Origin of the sequence: Agarivorans sp. Z349TD_8 (genome assembly GCF_050870825.2) — a bacterium.
Classification (GTDB): Bacteria; Pseudomonadota; Gammaproteobacteria; order Enterobacterales; family Celerinatantimonadaceae; genus Agarivorans.
The window spans coordinates 2,680,797-2,696,458 of record NZ_CP194037.2; the positions used below are offsets into that span (position 1 = coordinate 2,680,797).

Sequence of the window (15,662 nt, forward strand, 5' to 3'; positions counted from 1 at the left end):
GGATGATCATCCATAGTGATTGTTCTCATCTAAAATCAAGGCTTCCATCATCAGCGCATTTTGTAGCGCTAAACGCTGTTGCGCATTGTTTAGTTGCCGCTGGCTTAAGCTTTCAAACTTTTGCAGACGATGCTGCAGGGTATTACGATGAATACCTAAACTTTGCGCCGTTTGTCGGGCGCTACATAGGTTTTCAAAATAAACTGCTAGCGTGTGTTTTAAAAGTTTCGCCTGCGGCTCTCGATTGGCAAACAAAGGACCCAGCTGCTGGCGGCAAAAATCGGCTAACAACTCATGATTGTCCACCGCAGAAAAAATTTGATTGATACCGAGATCGGCATAATGCAACACCGTTTGGCGCGCACTATTACGGGCAAATTGAGCAGCTTGTTTGGCTTGCTGCGCCGCCAAACCTAAATGAATTATCCCCTGAGGACTCGCACTCACCCCTAAAGCACAATTAAGATGAGCCGCCGCTAACTGTGTCGCAAGTTCGCTCCACAAGTGAATTTGTTGCTCGTGGTTCAAGCCCTCAGGATTTGCCAGAAACAAATACCAGCCATCTTGATACTCTAAAATAGGCAAACGATGGGGATAAGCTTCCAGTTGACGGTTCAAGCTAAAGGCCCAAGCACTTAAGTCGACATCATCGCTCACCATGGGCAGCACCAAAGCCACTAACAGTGGCTGGTGCAAATCAAGTTCAAGACTGTTGGCCCGTTGCCGAGCTAAAGCGGGTAGTTTTCGAGGGGACTCGATCACATGGCTTAAAAACCAACGCAGAGAATGTTCGGCCAGATCAGCTTGGATAATCCGATTACAAATAAGCTCGGTGACCTTCACCATCGGCAAACTATAGGGTTGCTCAAACAACGGAAAATCACGTTGTTCGGCAAAGGCCAATACTGCCTCAGGGATCATAGGAATAAATTCCGAGCCGGTCAAAATCACAATACCTGCCGCGTACTTAGCTTGAGCCTCTACAATTAGCTGCTGATAATCTTCAACACTGCGTTGCAAATTGATCCCGGTAACAAAAATCAACTCACCGCCGAGTAGCCAAGGACCTACCTCGAGGTTTTCTGCCACATAGGGCCAACGAACTGAATTGTCTGCACCACCAGCACCGGCTCGAAGAACAAAGGCTTCCAATCCAGCGATAGCGGTGATCTCACTAACTTTTAAGGCCACATTAAGCTTCTTTAGCAAGGCTCGGTTGAGCCGAAGCAATAAACACCAACAGACTATAGAAGGCGCTTGCCACCACAATCCCCACCAAAGGCGCAATCCATGGAGAGAAATAGGCAGCAGCCGAACCCACGACATAGGCGGCTAAGCCTTGTAGATTAAATTGCGGTAAATTAACCTGCTCCAAGGCGGGTGGCGCAGCCTTATACTTCACCCAAAAATCAGTCATGATAATCGCACCAATCGGTGGAATAAAGGTTCCTAACAGGATCAAGAAAGGAATCAATAGATTATACATCCCAAATATGGCCAGCAAAGTACCAATGGCGGCGCCACCTACGGTGACTAAGCGACGTTTATCTGTTCGCAATAAGTTGCACCCCGCAGCAGCAAAATTGTAAATCGTGTTATCTTGAGTGGTCCAAATATTAGTAAACAACATCAATATTGCCACCAGCATAAAGCCTTGCGCCACCAATACATCCACCACATCCGCCTGCTGATAAATTAAGGTGCCAAAGGCGCCAACAAATACCATTAAACCGTTGCCCACAAAAAACGCAGCCAGTGTGGTGTACACTGCGATCTTGCCACTCTTGGAAAAGCGACTCCAGTTGGTCGCCTGGGTACCGCCACTCACAAAAGTACCAAATACCATGGTAATCGCAGCGGCAATCGGCATCGCCTGAGTGGGTTCAACCGCAATCAGCTCGCTCAAGCCGCCGACATCAATCAAGCCTTGATACAAAGACAGTGCGATAAACACCAACATGGCAGGTACCGACACCTTAGACAATAACTCAATGCCTTTATAACCAATAGTGGCGGTGATACAAAAACCAAAACCAAATACCACCATCAAAGGAATGGTCAAACTCTCTGGCAAAGCCAGCAATTTAACCAATACGATCGCAATAGTCGCAGTGCCCCAGGCATACCAACCCACTTGAGTGAAACCCAAGACAAAATCTGACAACATACTGCCCTTCAAACCAAAGCAGTATCGTCCTAATAGCACCGAGTTTAGTCCAGTTTTATAGGCGACATAGGCTAGCCCTGCGGCGTAGGCGCCTAACAGCAGATTACCCACCACAATAATAACCAGCAACTGGGAGAAGGAAAATGCAGCACCTAAGCTACCACCAGCCCACATCGTTGCGGTGAAAAAAGTAAAACCGAGTAAAACTGAGGCCATCGACCAAAGACCTTTTCGTTGGTCATCTGGCACAGCTGATAAAGGAAAATCGTTTGTTTGACTCATGCTGTATCTCCTGAATATAAGTGATCCCTTCAGCGAATAAGTATCAAGAGCTGTGCCATAAGTAGTGCCTAAATCCAAATATTAAAAACTGTGCACGGCGAGCAAAGCCAAGCAAAGAAAATATACCAAATGCACAAAGGAAGGACTGACGATACTCAACGCAACAATGAAGTCAGGCGTGCAGCACCCCGCCAAGCACCAATTCAAACCAAATTTGCCCAAAAAGTGTGCATCGATGGTGGTTTCCTTATCAGCCAGCGCTAGCTTGGCAAGCTACAAAATAGCCACTGATTTAATTTGCAACCAAACTTGCTGCTGGAGTTTCAATTGTAAGTGCGCCACTGAATATTCCGAAATCAACGCTTGAACGAGCTGTGAAGAACTCAGTTTTGCTTTCACCAAACACTCTCCCGCTCTTAGCCCCGGATGAATGCTCTGCACTTCGGCAGGAAACACATTTAAAATTGAACTTTGCTGCGGCTTCACTCGACAAATGCTGACATCGCGAGCGTTGATCCGACAGCGCACCGTTTCTCCAGGCTGCCAGTTTTGCCCGACTAAATAAAAAGCTAAGCCATTCACCGTCAATTGAGTTAAACCATGCTCATGATTCGCGACCACCCGCCCTGTAAGCAAGGTATTAGTTTGGCCGCTAAATAGTGGACCAGATAATTCATTCAGCATCACTTCTTCGAGGCGCCCTTGCAGCACTACCCTGCCCTGATTGAGAACCACCACATGGTCGGCTAAACGCGCGACTTCATCCAGCGAATGACTAACGTAAACGATGGGGATCGCCAGCTGTTGATGTAAACGCTCTAAATAAGGCATGATCTCTTGTTTTAAACTGAGATCGAGGGCCGATAAGGGTTCATCCATTAACAATAACTTGGGAGAGGTGAGCAAGGCTCTTGCGATAGCCACCCGTTGTCGCTCGCCCCCCGATAGCGCTCGAGGGTGACGTTGCAAGAGTTCGGTAATGCCTAACAGCGCAGAGACTTCGCCAATGTCCAACTTCTGTTTATCTGCAGACAAACGTTTATAACCAAAGAGCAGATTTTGTTGCACGTTCAGATGAGGAAATAAGCTGGCTTCTTGAAAAACGTAAGCGATGTCACGTTGATAAGTCGGCACAAATTGTCCCATTTGATGATCCTGCCAGACTTCGCCATTCACTGCAAAGTAACTCTGAGGTAGTCGCTCTAACCCCGCCATGGCACGTAAACAGGTGGTTTTGCCCGATCCTGAGGGCCCAAATAATACGGTCACTCCTTGGCTGGGAAACGTCATATTGACATCTAAACAAAAGTCGCCGCGATCGGCCACAAAACGAACTTGTATTTGTGTCATGCCATGACCCTCCGCCGCGCGGCATCATTAAGACTGTAAATTAAGAGCAAAGCGATAAAAGAGAAAGCCAACATGCCACCAGCTAACCAATGGGCCTGGCTGTATTCTAAGGCTTCCACATGATTATAAATTTCTATCGACATTACGCGCGTTTGCCCAGCGATATTCCCACCAATCATCAACACCACGCCAAATTCACCGATGGTGTGACAAAATCCCAGAATGGCGGCGGCAAATACACCTGGACGGGCCAGCGGAAAAGCCACTTGCCAGAAACTGGCAATCGGTCCGGCACGTAGGGTTGCTGCAACTTCCAAAGGCCGCTTCCCTATCGCTTCAAAGGCATTTTGCAGCGGTTGCACCACAAACGGAAAAGTGTGGATCACACAGGCAATCACAATACCGGTAAAGGTAAACGGTAAACTGCCCCAACCGAGAGCATTAAACAACTTGCCAACCGTGCCATTAGGCCCCAAAGCAAGTAATAAGTAAAATCCCAACACCGTCGGCGGCAATACCAAAGGCAAGGCGAACAAGGCACCCACAATGGGTTTGAAACGCGAACGGGTTTGTGCCATCCACCATGCCAAGGGCGTCGCCAACAATAGCAAAATGAGGGTGACTACGGCGGCTAACTTCAAGGTTAACCACACCACCGAAAAATCAGTCATCGACAACTATCCTTCATTTAGAAATACCAACATTTTCGAGCGACAAGGCTCATTTCTACTTACTCATTCACTTGATAACCAAAACTTTTAATTAAGGCTTGAATGGGTGGTGTTTGTAGGTAGCTTAAAAACGCTTTGGCCTGAGGATTCCCCTCGCCTTTTTTAAGGATCACCGCATCTTGTTTGATCGCTTGATATAAGTCACTTGGTACAATCCACGCCGAACCATGGCTGATTTCACCATCAACATATACCTGAGAAAGCGCCACAAAACCTAAAGGCGCAGCCCCTGAACTCACTTGCTGAAAGGTTTGTCCTACCGATTGACCTTCCACCAATTTAGGCTGTAATTGTTGATATAGTTCCAAGTTTTTCAATACGGTCACCGAGGCAGCGCCATAGGGGGCCGTTTTGGGATTACTTATCGCCAAATAAGGTAACTGAAAATTGTTTAATACCTTGCCTTGTTGATCCACCAAATCATTTTGATTCGACCACAACACTAAACGTCCTTGGGCATAGGTAAATTGGCTGTCGGCCAGCGCCATCCCCTCGGCAACCAGCTGACTCGGTCGAACTTGATCGGCCGCCATAAAAAACTCAAAGGGCGCTCCATTACGAATTTGCGCATACAGTTTGCCGGTAGAACCGGTGGAAATAAGCAGCCGATGGCCCGTATCTTGATGATACCGCGCCGCTATTTGTAGTAGCGGCTTATAAAAATTGCCAGCAACCGCCACTTTTAAGCCTTCGGCATGCCCCCCAAAGGCGACTGTTTGACCTAACAAAAAACTAAAAACCAAGGTCATTGTTTTAAAAATGCTCATATTATATTTCATGATGAAAGCTCCGTTGACAACTTATCCATAACAACACACAATGACCGAAGACGCAGAGAAACATAGCTTAATCTCAGTATTTTCGGTTAAATCTAAATTCGCTGCACTTTCACTAGGAACCATTGCAGCAAGCGTTTTTTGGTCGGCTAACTCAATACTAATGTCGTCGCACACCGCCCCACGAATAACTCGCGATACCCGTCCCGTAAACTGATTGTCAGCCGCCACCTTAAGTCCTTCACCTTGATAGAGCATCAGCTGCGGCGCTTTAATTAAACACAGCACTTCTGAGCCCAGCGCCAAACCTAAACACTCCATGGACTCACAGCTCAACATGGCAGTGACAGTTAAATGCTCCGATACGGCTATTTTTATCACCGAATTAACTTGCCCCAGCTGAATCGCTTCTACCTGACCAAATAATTGGTTACGTGCGCTGCTGCGAAAGCTCAAGCGACGCATCAATTGACGAAAGTGTGCCACTTCGTGATTGCTAATTTTCAGAGGTTGACTCAGCTGCGGTTTAAGTTGCTCGAAGGCCTGCTGGTATTCTAACTCTAGCGCCTTATGTAAGGCGATTAAGCGCTTGGCATATTCGGTTAGTACACTTCCCCCCCCATTCTTACCGCCGCTTTGCTTAATCACCAAAGCCTTCTCAGACAGGTTATTCATTGCATCTAAGGCATCCCAGGCAGCCTTATAAGACATGGGTAAGGCGCGAGCCGCCGCACTTAATGAGCCGTGCTGTTGAATGCCATCCAATAAACGGATCCGGCTATCACTGAGAAAAGGCCCTAACTCACTACACAGTTTTATTTTCCCCAACAAGGGTTGGGTGATGACTGACTTTGTTGATTCCGTCATAGTTTCACCTATATAACGCTAGTGTTAAACATATTTTCGTGCTGTAAACCAAAGTCTTTTGGATGAAGTGAATCACCGCTCAAGACTCTTCTAGCGTTTTACTGCAAGTCCAATTCCACTCAGTAAGTAAGTTCTAAGGCATTGTATATAATGGAAATAATTGATAGCCAAAGGTTCCGTGGCTTGTCATAGTAACAACAAAATTCGCTATATTGTAAGTTATACGACGAAATAGACCGTCCAATACTCCCGCAAGGTCTAGGTCCAGCGGCAAACCAATCAGCGGACCACTTTACCGATCGAATCCTAGTGGTTTATGATTCAGCCAACAGCCCAGCATAAATCACCATACCGTTAACCTCAGTGATTCCGATTTAGTTTAAAAAAAGTGAACTGTGTTAGTCTAAGCGTATTATTTAGATCTGAGCCGCTTGGCTTAAACTATCAACACCTTTGGCTATGATTTTATTTATTGTTTGTTTTTCAAACGATTATACTGATAAAAAATGAAATGGCGCTAGGCAAACACCACTCATAATGGCATAAACTATTTTAAGTTAATGCCGATAATACAGAATTAACACAACATATTTTGCTGCAAAAAAAGGAGAGTTTCATGGGAAGTTTTTTTTCCCCGGCGGTCTATCTGAGTGACCGCATCGGGTTTAAGTATAAATTCCTATTATGGACTTGTTTGTTTTTAGTACCTATCGCCTACGGCTTTAGTTCCCTTATTTTAACCATGAACGAAGATATTGAGTCTGCGAAACGGGAATTCTCCGGTTACCAACTTGTCAGTAAAATCCCCGAATTATCAGCCTCGATCGTGCAACATCAACACTTGATGACTTTAAAATCAATGGATAGAGAGTTTGAGCCTGAAAAACTCGTTTCACTCGACCAGTCCATTGATGGTATTTTTGCTCAACTCGCATCCATGATGTCAGAAAATCATCAAACAGAATTACAACAAGTTCAACAGCAATGGCTGGCGTTAAAAGGCAAGCAGCATGGTTCCTTAAATGATCTCTTAGTCGAACACGAAGCATTATTAAGTGATATCAGAGGATTGACTCATAGTATTGGTGCCGACAGTGGATTAACACGAGACCCCCAAGTCACCAGTTATTACCTGATTGCTGTCTCAGTAAATAATCTACCTATTTTACAAAGTAATATCGCCAGACTTAGAGATAAAGGCGGCGACATCGCCGATTTTGGGATCCTAGATGCCGAAGGCAATGCTGATCTCAACTTTAGAACCGACCTGGCCAACGAAGAATTAAAAAATATGCAAAAAGCCCTAACCCTGTTAGGCAATCATGACCCACTTTTCCAGGAAAAGCTCGGCAACCAAGCGACACAGTCTGTTGAATCTATCGGTGCGAGCATCTCATTAATTCGCGATAACATCCTAAAAGACCAGCAGGTAAAAACCAATACCGAGGCGGTTTTCCAAAGCACTCAACTCAGCCTCGATAATATAGAACAACTGGCGACGGCATCCATGAGTTATCTCGGTGAAGAACTCACCGCCCGGAAGTATAATGCCGAAAATAAACGGATTGTACTGCTGGTTGCACTCAGCCTGATCCTGCTCGTCTGTGCTTATTTCATGATTGGTGCTTACCTCTCCGTCAAACGTACCGTGAAACAAATTCGCTTAGTGGCCGGTAAAGTCAACCAAGGTGATCTAAGCGCAGATTTAGTGGTTCATGGTTCAGATGAGCTGGCCGATATTGCTCAAGATTACAAAACAACTCTGCAAGCCTTGCGTCATCTACTGCAACAAGTGACCGCCAGCTCTCTGGAAATGCTCAACGCAACTCAGCGAATTGGTGATAAATCACAAGCCGTGCGTGATGCGATTAATCAACAGCAACAAGAAACTCAGCAAGTGGCGACTGCGGTTGCCGAAATGAATGCGACCGTCAATAACATGGCCGAAGACGCGAACAAAGCGGCAGACTCAACGCTCGCCTCGCAACAAGCGGTGGTGAATGGGCAAGAGATCGTTGGCGGTACAATCACCACGATTGGCCTAATTAATGAGGAAGTGGTGACCACTTCAGATTCATTAAGTCAGCTACAACAACAAAGCAATGCGATTGGCAGTGTGATTGATGTAATTAGCAACATTGCCGAACAAACCAATTTATTAGCGCTTAACGCCGCCATCGAAGCTGCACGTGCTGGCGAGCAGGGCCGCGGCTTTGCCGTAGTTGCTGACGAAGTTCGTACCTTAGCCAGTCGCACCCAAACGTCTACTGATGAAATACAAAAGATGATCGAAGGCTTACAGTCTGGATCACTAAGCTCGGTGAACGCTATGGCCAATGCCAGTAATCGAGCACAAAGTGGTGTGGAGCAAGCGGAAGAGGCGCGTGGAGCCTTTAATAATATCACCGAGCGGGTGGATGAAGTGGTCGACCTCAATACCAATATTGCTAGCGCAATCGAGGAACAAAGCAAGGTGATGGATGAAGTTGAACACAATATTGTGCAAATATCCGACGGCGCAAATGCGGCCTTACAAGTTGCCGAAGAAGCCAGTCAAGCCAGCGAAAGCATTCGTCAAGAGGTCAACCAGCTACAACAACTAGTCGACCGTTATAAACTATAAACCACCAGACTAGCGCCCCACTAACCCGCTTAGGCGGGTTGGTTTTTATTTTTAAAATCTGAACTTCTCTCAAGCGAGCAGCTAAGCATCATCAATAGCCATCACCATTAATGATGATTCGAACCGTTGACGAGCAGACTAATTCAGCGGAACTAGCAGCTTATGCATAATGTAGCTATCCACATAGCCTTGGTCAGAGTGGAGATAAGCTTGAGGTATCGTACCTAAAATTTGATAACCCAATTTCTTCCACAAGCGCACCGCGACCTCATTCGTCGACACAACAGAGTTAAACTGCATCGCTTTAAAGCCAAGATCTAAAGCAACTTGCTGTGAATGTAAACACAACAACGCCGCGATCCCCTTACCACGGGCAAGTTCAGCAACCATGTAACCGCAGTTACATACATGGCTGCCCGGCCCCATGGCATTGGCTTTTATATAGTAAGTACCCAAGATATGGCCATTCTCTTCATAAACATAACTTTTAAGTGGGCTAAGGCACCACAGCTCATAAGCTTGTTCAATATTGATATCTGGGTCAAAGGCATAGCTTTGCCGATCACTGACTATTTTTTGGAAGCTTGGCCAAAATATCAGGAAATCTGCGTAGGTGGTTGCTCTGATTTGCATATTTAATTTACCTCCGAGATGGCACTGTATCAGTCACCGTACCAAAACGGAAGCGTCCAACTAAACCTCACAACTAAAGCTCACAACTACGCTGCGAGGAGATGGTATTTTACTGTTGATTCAATAACTTTAACTCATGTCGAGGTTTAAGGCTTAGCAATTGATGCCCTAAAGGCTGGGTGTGATCCACGAAGAAAGGTAAACTCAGTTTTCGTTCTCGAGAGGAACTGGACAAGGCCAACAGGTATTCCCCTTTTTCCAACAGCCACTGCGAACCAAAATCATCAAACGAAGCGAGTTGCTCAGCAGTTAAAGTAAAACTCAGTGTTTGTGATTGGCCAGGTTCTAACAACACCGTTTTAGCAAAAGCCTTCAACTCTTGTTGCGGTTTTTCTAACTGACCTTGAGGCGCGCTGACATAAAGTTGAACCACTTCTTTTCCAGCTCGTTCCCCTGTATTGGTAACCGTAAGCCAAGCCTTGATTTCACCGTTAAAAGTAGCGCGATTTAGTTTCGCATTGCCGTATGCAAAATTGGTATAAGACAAACCGTAACCAAAAGGAAAAGAGACATCTTGAGCGAAGCTGTCAAAATAACGATAACCCACATAAATACCTTCGTTATATTGAATTTCTGAAGGCATACCTAATGCAAATTTTAAGTAAGGATCCATCACGATTTGTTCACTAGTCGCTTTACCAGGGAAGGTTTTTGCTGAAGGAAGCTGTTGATATTTTAACGGAAATGTCACAGCTAACTTGCCAGAAGGATTAACCTCACCACTGAGCACATCAACCACCGCATTGCCTGCTTCCTGCCCCCCCTGCCAAGGCAAAACAATTGCATCAACTTTATCCTTCCAAGAGGCGGTTTCAATCACATTGCCCACATTTAACACCACCACAACTTTCTTGTTTTGCCGATGGAAATGCTTGGATACCTGAGTGATCAACGCTTGTTCCGAGGGAGATAAGTTAAAATCACTCAATTCTCGGTCCTGAAATTCCCCGGAGTTCCGACCTAAGGTGATTAAGGCGATATCAGCAGTTTTTGCTTTTTGTTCAACTAAGGCTGGATCAATTGGCATTTCAGGGATGAGCGGTACTAATTCAAACATCGTTTTCGGTTTGATTCGCTTGGCTTTTTGTTGTTTTGCATAGCGTTGATAGATGTCCGCTAGCTCAGCATCGACAACTAAATGATGCTGGTTTAAGCCCTCAACCAAAGACACGGTATAAGCCTCGTTCACATCTCCGCTGCCAGAGCCTCCAGCGATAAAATCATAAGAAGTATTACCAAAAGCGGCTATCTGCTGAATATCTTTACTAAAGGGGAGCACTTGGTGGGCATTCTTTAGTAAAACCACAGCCTCAGCCGCCGCCTGACGCGCAAGCTGTGCGTGCTCAAGTAATGCGGGATGATCACTGTATTGATAGTTTTGCATTGATGGTGAACGAAATACCAATTGTAGTACCCGCTTCAGATTTCGATCCAACTCCGCTCCACTTAATCTGCCAAGCTCTATCGCCTTGCTTATTTCATCCCTATCGGGCTGGATCCCGGGCATAATTAAGTCATTCCCCGCCGCTGCCTGTTCCGCAGCATCATCTCCCGAGAACCAATCACTCATGACCATACCGGTATATCCCCACTCCCCTCGCAGCACCGAATGAAGTAAGTCAAAACTTTGTGAAGTATAGGTCCCATTCACCTTGTTATATGAACTCATAACGGCCCATGGATAGGCATTTTTTATAGCCAATTCAAAACCTTTCAAATAGATTTCGCGCATTGCCCTTTCGCCAATTTTAGCATCAAGTACCATCCGGCTGGTTTCTACGTTATTCGCAACATAATGCTTAATGGTTGCGCCAACGCCTTGTGACTGAACCCCGTTAACCATCGACGCCGCCAGCGTGCCGCTCACTAAGGGATCTTCAGAGTAATATTCAAAATTTCGTCCCGCCAAAGGATTTAATTGAATATTCATCGCCGGAGCTAATAATACATCAACCCCATATTCTTTCACCTCGTTGCCCATTGCTTGCCCCACCCGCTCCACTAGATGAGGGTCCCAAGTTGAAGCTAAAGCCGTTGCAATAGGAAATGCCGTAGCATAGTAGCTTTTGCGGTCGTCTTCTCGCGTTGGTTTAATACGTAACCCAGCGGGACCGTCGGCAAATACTATGGAAGGAATTCCAAATCGCTTAAGGGCATAACTCTCCCCCGCAGCGCCCGGTACTTTTTGTGAACCTCCAGAGGCCCCAACACTAAAGCCAGTCCCCGTTAACATGTTAATTTTTTCAATCAAAGTCATTCGCGAAATAAGATCATCTATTCTCTGCTCGTCTGGCAGCGTAGTATCTTCGTAGGGCTCAAGAAGCCCATTGCCATTTAGATCGGATGTTGCCGCACCAGCTGAGGCTGGTAATTGATACAGATTGGCGGAGACCGAAGAACAAATAAAAAATAGTGAAATACAAGCGGCCACCGATGACAAATACGAGGAAGAGTTCATATATTTTCCTTATAACTAATTCAAACTTAATGATGAAAAAACAATGCATATACTGTTTAAAAATCCACTCAGCTTAAGATGCGATCTAAACATTGATTTATTCGGCAACGTGATGCTGCCGATAATGAGAGGGCGTACAGCCAAACTGTTCCCGAAAAAAACGATTAAAACTACTTTGATTGGTAAAGCCTAAACTCTGACTAATACACAACAGAGAAAATTGTGGTTCGGCCAATAAACGAGATGCTTCAGCACACCGAACCTTTGTGTAAATTCCTGAAAAATTTATGTTTTCTTGATTGAGCCGACGGGCAAGAGTCCAACGGCTTATCCTCAGTTGCTCACAAACCAGTGTTTGCATCGATTCAGCGTGACAATCGATATCTAACTCAGTCCATATCAACTTTTGTAAGATTTTTTCCACTTGAGCTGAATAAGTAAGAGCCGGGCGTAACTGTTGTAACTGCTCTTCCGCTTGCTGCAACAAGTAAGGTTGTAAGGCAGAATTACTCGACTTGTGGGGCAAATGTAAACATTGGCGATGAATGTAATAACTGTTCTGTATACCAGATTCCACCGAGCAATAAAAAATTTCACTCAAATTACGCTTTTCTTCAATCGATATTGGGAAATTTAGCCGCAAACCTAAATTCGTAGAGTTGTCATCCACATATTCACGAACAATTGCGTAAAAAACATAAAAATGATTAAGAACGACGAGTTTGGTGATCAAAGGATTATCACTTTCAGAATGATATACGATCTTTAAATAATGATCCTGAATGACAAACTCGATGTCATCACATTCTCCGATCAAAGCTCGATAGCGGACATACGCCTTTAACGCTTCAAGCAAAGTGGGTGCATTCCCACACACGGCTCCTAACACATTAAAGTTTGAAAATAAGAAGCTTAAATCCGGTTCTGAATCAAACTGTACTTCGGGGAATATAGAAGTATACAGTTCAAAAAAACGAAAATGCCGCTGAGCGTCAAGCCTACCATTTGCAACGCTAAGCTCTTGCATATTAATCCCTGTGCGCTGCAATAATTGACGCTCATCCACATTCGCACTGAAAACTTGCTCTAAATAAATTTGTGCAATTCGGTTGGAAACAGTTTTCATCCCATAAACTCTTATCTTTTGTAAAGCGCTATTATTTGCGGAGACCTCGCTAAAGGTTGTGAGACGGTTCATGCTTCACAATAATCAGATGTAACAAATAGTAAGTAATATGTAAGCCTCAGGTAGTCTGCGTGTAAATACTTTTCGCTCAATTTAACAACCGATACATGATGCGAACATTCAGTAAATCATGAGCAATTCAGGATAAAAAATTTTGCTGCATTCTACACTTTCCAAGCAAGAGATGTATCAATAGAACAAAGCTTAAGCTAGATCGATCTACAGACCTTAGACGATACTCACAAATATATGTAACGGATTGTAATATAGGGTAAAAAATGCATATTATTCACACTTCGTTACACTCGCACCATTTTGAGTGTTGCATGCTCCATATTGCAAAAACATATTTTCGTCTCCTAGATATAGTCGATGGTGAACCGAAATCATGACTGACAAATGATTCCGTTTACTCACCCCGAATCACAGGAACTAAGATGAAAATAACAATGCTAGTGTTAATCCTCACAGCCGTTACCTTCTCACTACTCAATGGCTGTGGATCCGATGATAGAATCTACTTTCAACCCTCTCTCGGCTATAAAACACTGAGTCTCATTGAAGTGGACAATTACCATTTTAAAGACCTTAATAGAGACGGGCAGCTCAGCCCCTATGAAGATTGGCGTTTAACTAGTGCAGAACGAGCCTCAGATCTCGTCAGCCAAATGAACACCAAACAAAAAGCGGGCTTAATGATGCATGGCACCTTGCCCCTAGACTCCGCTGGCCGCATATCCAGCAATGCGATGACACCACTGCTCAACAACTATGTAAATACCTTTATTACGCGCATGGCTGGCGACCCTCTCGCAATCGCCGAAGATAACAATGCCCTACAACAACGGGCAGAAGCGATTGGTCTTGGGATCCCGGTTACCATTAGCACCGATCCTCGAAATCATTTTATCAACGATCCAAACGCCACCGCCGTTGGGGCTGGCGGTTTTTCACAGTGGCCTGAGTTATTAGGTTTTGCCGCCCTGAATGATCCTGAGCTGGTAAAAGAATTTGCCGATATTGCTCGTCAGGAATATCGTACGGTAGGGATCCATGAAGCGCTCTCTCCTCAAGCTGATTTGTCCACCGAACCTCGTTGGGGTAGGAGCGCCGGAACCTTTGGTGAAGATAACATAATTGCCAAAAATTTGGTGGGAGCTTACATTGAAGGTTTTCAGCGTGGTATCGAAGGGCTCAATCCAAACAGTGTCATCTCTGTCGTGAAACACTTTGCTGGCGGGGGCCCACAACTCAACGGCTTTGATGCACATAACCACTTTGGTAAAGAACAAGTCTATCCCGGCAGTAACTTTCAATATCACTTACTCCCCTTTGAAGGCGCCTTTGATGCAAACGTGGGCTCGGTGATGCCCTATTACGGCCAGCCTATCGGATTAAACTATAACGACCAGCACATTGAAGCAGTTGGCTTTGGCTTTAACAAACAAATACTCGACACTTTGCTGCGAGGTAAATACAACTTTAAAGGCGTCGTGCTCAGCGACTGGGGGATAGTGAATGACTGTAATGACAAATGTCAGCTCGGCTTAAGCGATCAAGAGCTTAACGATGGTGTGAGCGTTTGGACGGTTCCTTTTGGAATGTCCTGGGGCGTTGAGCCTTTATCAATCGCCGAACGTTATGCCAAAAGCGTCGATGCTGGCGTTGACCAGTTTGGTGGCGTACAAGATCCTTCTCATTTACTGGAAGCGATAGCCGCAGGATTAATAACAAATGAACAAATCGATAAAGCAGCGCAGCGGATCTTAATTCAAAAATTTGACCTTGGCTTATTTGAAAATCCCTATGTTGACACTTCTATTGTGACAAATTTTGTCGGCAATGAGGATTTTCAACGCGTCGCAACCAAGACCCAGAGCCGTGCTCATGTATTGCTAAAAAACGACGCGGAAACTTTGCCGCTCAGTCCAAACAAGACCCCGAAGGTTTACTTATATCAAGTCAATGCTCAAGTGGCGACAGACTATGGTTTTACCGTTGTAGATAAACTAGAAGATGCCGATATCGCAATCTTACGGGTGAATACACCTTACGAAACTGATCCGCGCTTACCATTTGGTAACGTACATTTTGGTCAACTTGGATTTTTCGACCAAACCAACTTGATCCAAGACCAAGACCATCAAGGTGTTTATTCGGGCAGTGAAGACTACGCAGCAATCCAGGCTGCCACTGCAGCAGCCATCCCCACGGTTATTTCCATTTACTTGGACCGCCCTGCTATTCTCACGGCAATTGAGCCCAGTGCAAGCGCATTGTTGGCAAACTTTGGGGCTTTAGACAGCGCTTTTTTCGATGTCTTGCTTGGCAAGACACCACCGCAAGGACATTTACCCTTCGAGCTCCCTTCAAGTTGGCAAGCCGTATTAGAACAAGATGAAGATGTAGCACATGACTCGGCCAACCCACTCTACCAACTTGGCTTCGGCTTGAGCTATTAAATCCCTCGCCCGCCCCAACAAGGTGGGCATTTTCTTAAGACAACGACCTTAAACGACATTATTTGTA

General features: G+C 45.2%; 11 protein-coding genes. 2 read left to right on the plus strand and 9 right to left on the minus strand.

Features of this window, described 5'->3' with window-relative positions; genetic code table 11:
- Positions 1-6: 6 nt before the first annotated feature.
- From ACRRS1_RS12085 to ACRRS1_RS12110, 6 genes are all read right to left on the minus strand, one after another.
- Positions 7-1,191, minus strand: a complete 1,185-nt coding sequence (locus ACRRS1_RS12085) for a PucR family transcriptional regulator (RefSeq protein WP_432452931.1) — start codon at positions 1,189-1,191, stop codon at positions 7-9.
- 1 nt (position 1,192) lies between these two features.
- The gene (codB, locus tag ACRRS1_RS12090; protein ID WP_432463117.1) at positions 1,193-2,449 is read right to left on the minus strand and encodes a cytosine permease; all 1,257 of its coding nucleotides are present in this window, start codon (positions 2,447-2,449) and stop codon (positions 1,193-1,195) included.
- Positions 2,450-2,722: 273 nt separating this feature from the next.
- Positions 2,723-3,799: a molybdenum ABC transporter ATP-binding protein gene (gene modC / locus ACRRS1_RS12095; protein WP_432467732.1), complete on the minus strand. Its 1,077-nt coding sequence runs from the start codon at positions 3,797-3,799 to the stop codon at positions 2,723-2,725.
- Positions 3,796-4,470, minus strand: coding sequence for a molybdate ABC transporter permease subunit (gene modB / locus ACRRS1_RS12100; protein WP_432452927.1), 675 nt, complete (start codon positions 4,468-4,470; stop codon positions 3,796-3,798). The genes modC and modB overlap by 4 nt, the downstream gene beginning before the upstream one ends.
- A gap of 59 nt (positions 4,471-4,529) precedes the next feature.
- Complete coding sequence (gene modA, locus ACRRS1_RS12105; protein ID WP_432452926.1) at positions 4,530-5,309, minus strand: molybdate ABC transporter substrate-binding protein; 780 nt, start codon at positions 5,307-5,309, stop codon at positions 4,530-4,532.
- A 21-nt stretch (positions 5,310-5,330) separates the two neighbouring features.
- The gene (locus tag ACRRS1_RS12110) at positions 5,331-6,173 is read right to left on the minus strand and encodes a TOBE domain-containing protein (protein ID WP_432467731.1); all 843 of its coding nucleotides are present in this window, start codon (positions 6,171-6,173) and stop codon (positions 5,331-5,333) included.
- Between the two features lie 616 nt (positions 6,174-6,789).
- Between ACRRS1_RS12110 and ACRRS1_RS12115 the strand changes: the two genes are divergently transcribed.
- Complete coding sequence (locus ACRRS1_RS12115; RefSeq protein ID WP_432452924.1) at positions 6,790-8,796, plus strand: methyl-accepting chemotaxis protein; 2,007 nt, start codon at positions 6,790-6,792, stop codon at positions 8,794-8,796.
- A gap of 138 nt (positions 8,797-8,934) precedes the next feature.
- Here the strand turns inward: ACRRS1_RS12115 and ACRRS1_RS12120 are convergent, their stop codons facing one another.
- The 3 genes from ACRRS1_RS12120 to ACRRS1_RS12130 all read right to left on the minus strand — a co-directional run bounded on the left by ACRRS1_RS12120 (position 8,935) and on the right by ACRRS1_RS12130 (position 13,073).
- A complete protein-coding gene (locus tag ACRRS1_RS12120) occupies positions 8,935-9,429 on the minus strand; it encodes a GNAT family N-acetyltransferase (RefSeq protein WP_432452923.1) in 495 nt (164 codons plus the stop codon).
- A 109-nt stretch (positions 9,430-9,538) separates the two neighbouring features.
- Positions 9,539-11,947, minus strand: a complete 2,409-nt coding sequence (locus ACRRS1_RS12125; protein ID WP_432467729.1) for a beta-glucosidase — start codon at positions 11,945-11,947, stop codon at positions 9,539-9,541.
- A gap of 97 nt (positions 11,948-12,044) precedes the next feature.
- Positions 12,045-13,073 carry a helix-turn-helix domain-containing protein gene (locus ACRRS1_RS12130; protein WP_432467728.1) on the minus strand — a complete coding sequence of 343 codons (1,029 nt, stop codon included), beginning with the start codon at positions 13,071-13,073 and terminating at the stop codon, positions 12,045-12,047.
- 497 nt (positions 13,074-13,570) lie between these two features.
- Here ACRRS1_RS12130 and ACRRS1_RS12135 point away from each other — a divergent pair, with 497 nt between their 5' ends.
- The gene (locus ACRRS1_RS12135; protein WP_432467727.1) at positions 13,571-15,595 is read left to right on the plus strand and encodes a glycoside hydrolase family 3 N-terminal domain-containing protein; all 2,025 of its coding nucleotides are present in this window, start codon (positions 13,571-13,573) and stop codon (positions 15,593-15,595) included.
- The last annotated feature ends 67 nt before the right edge of the window (positions 15,596-15,662 follow it).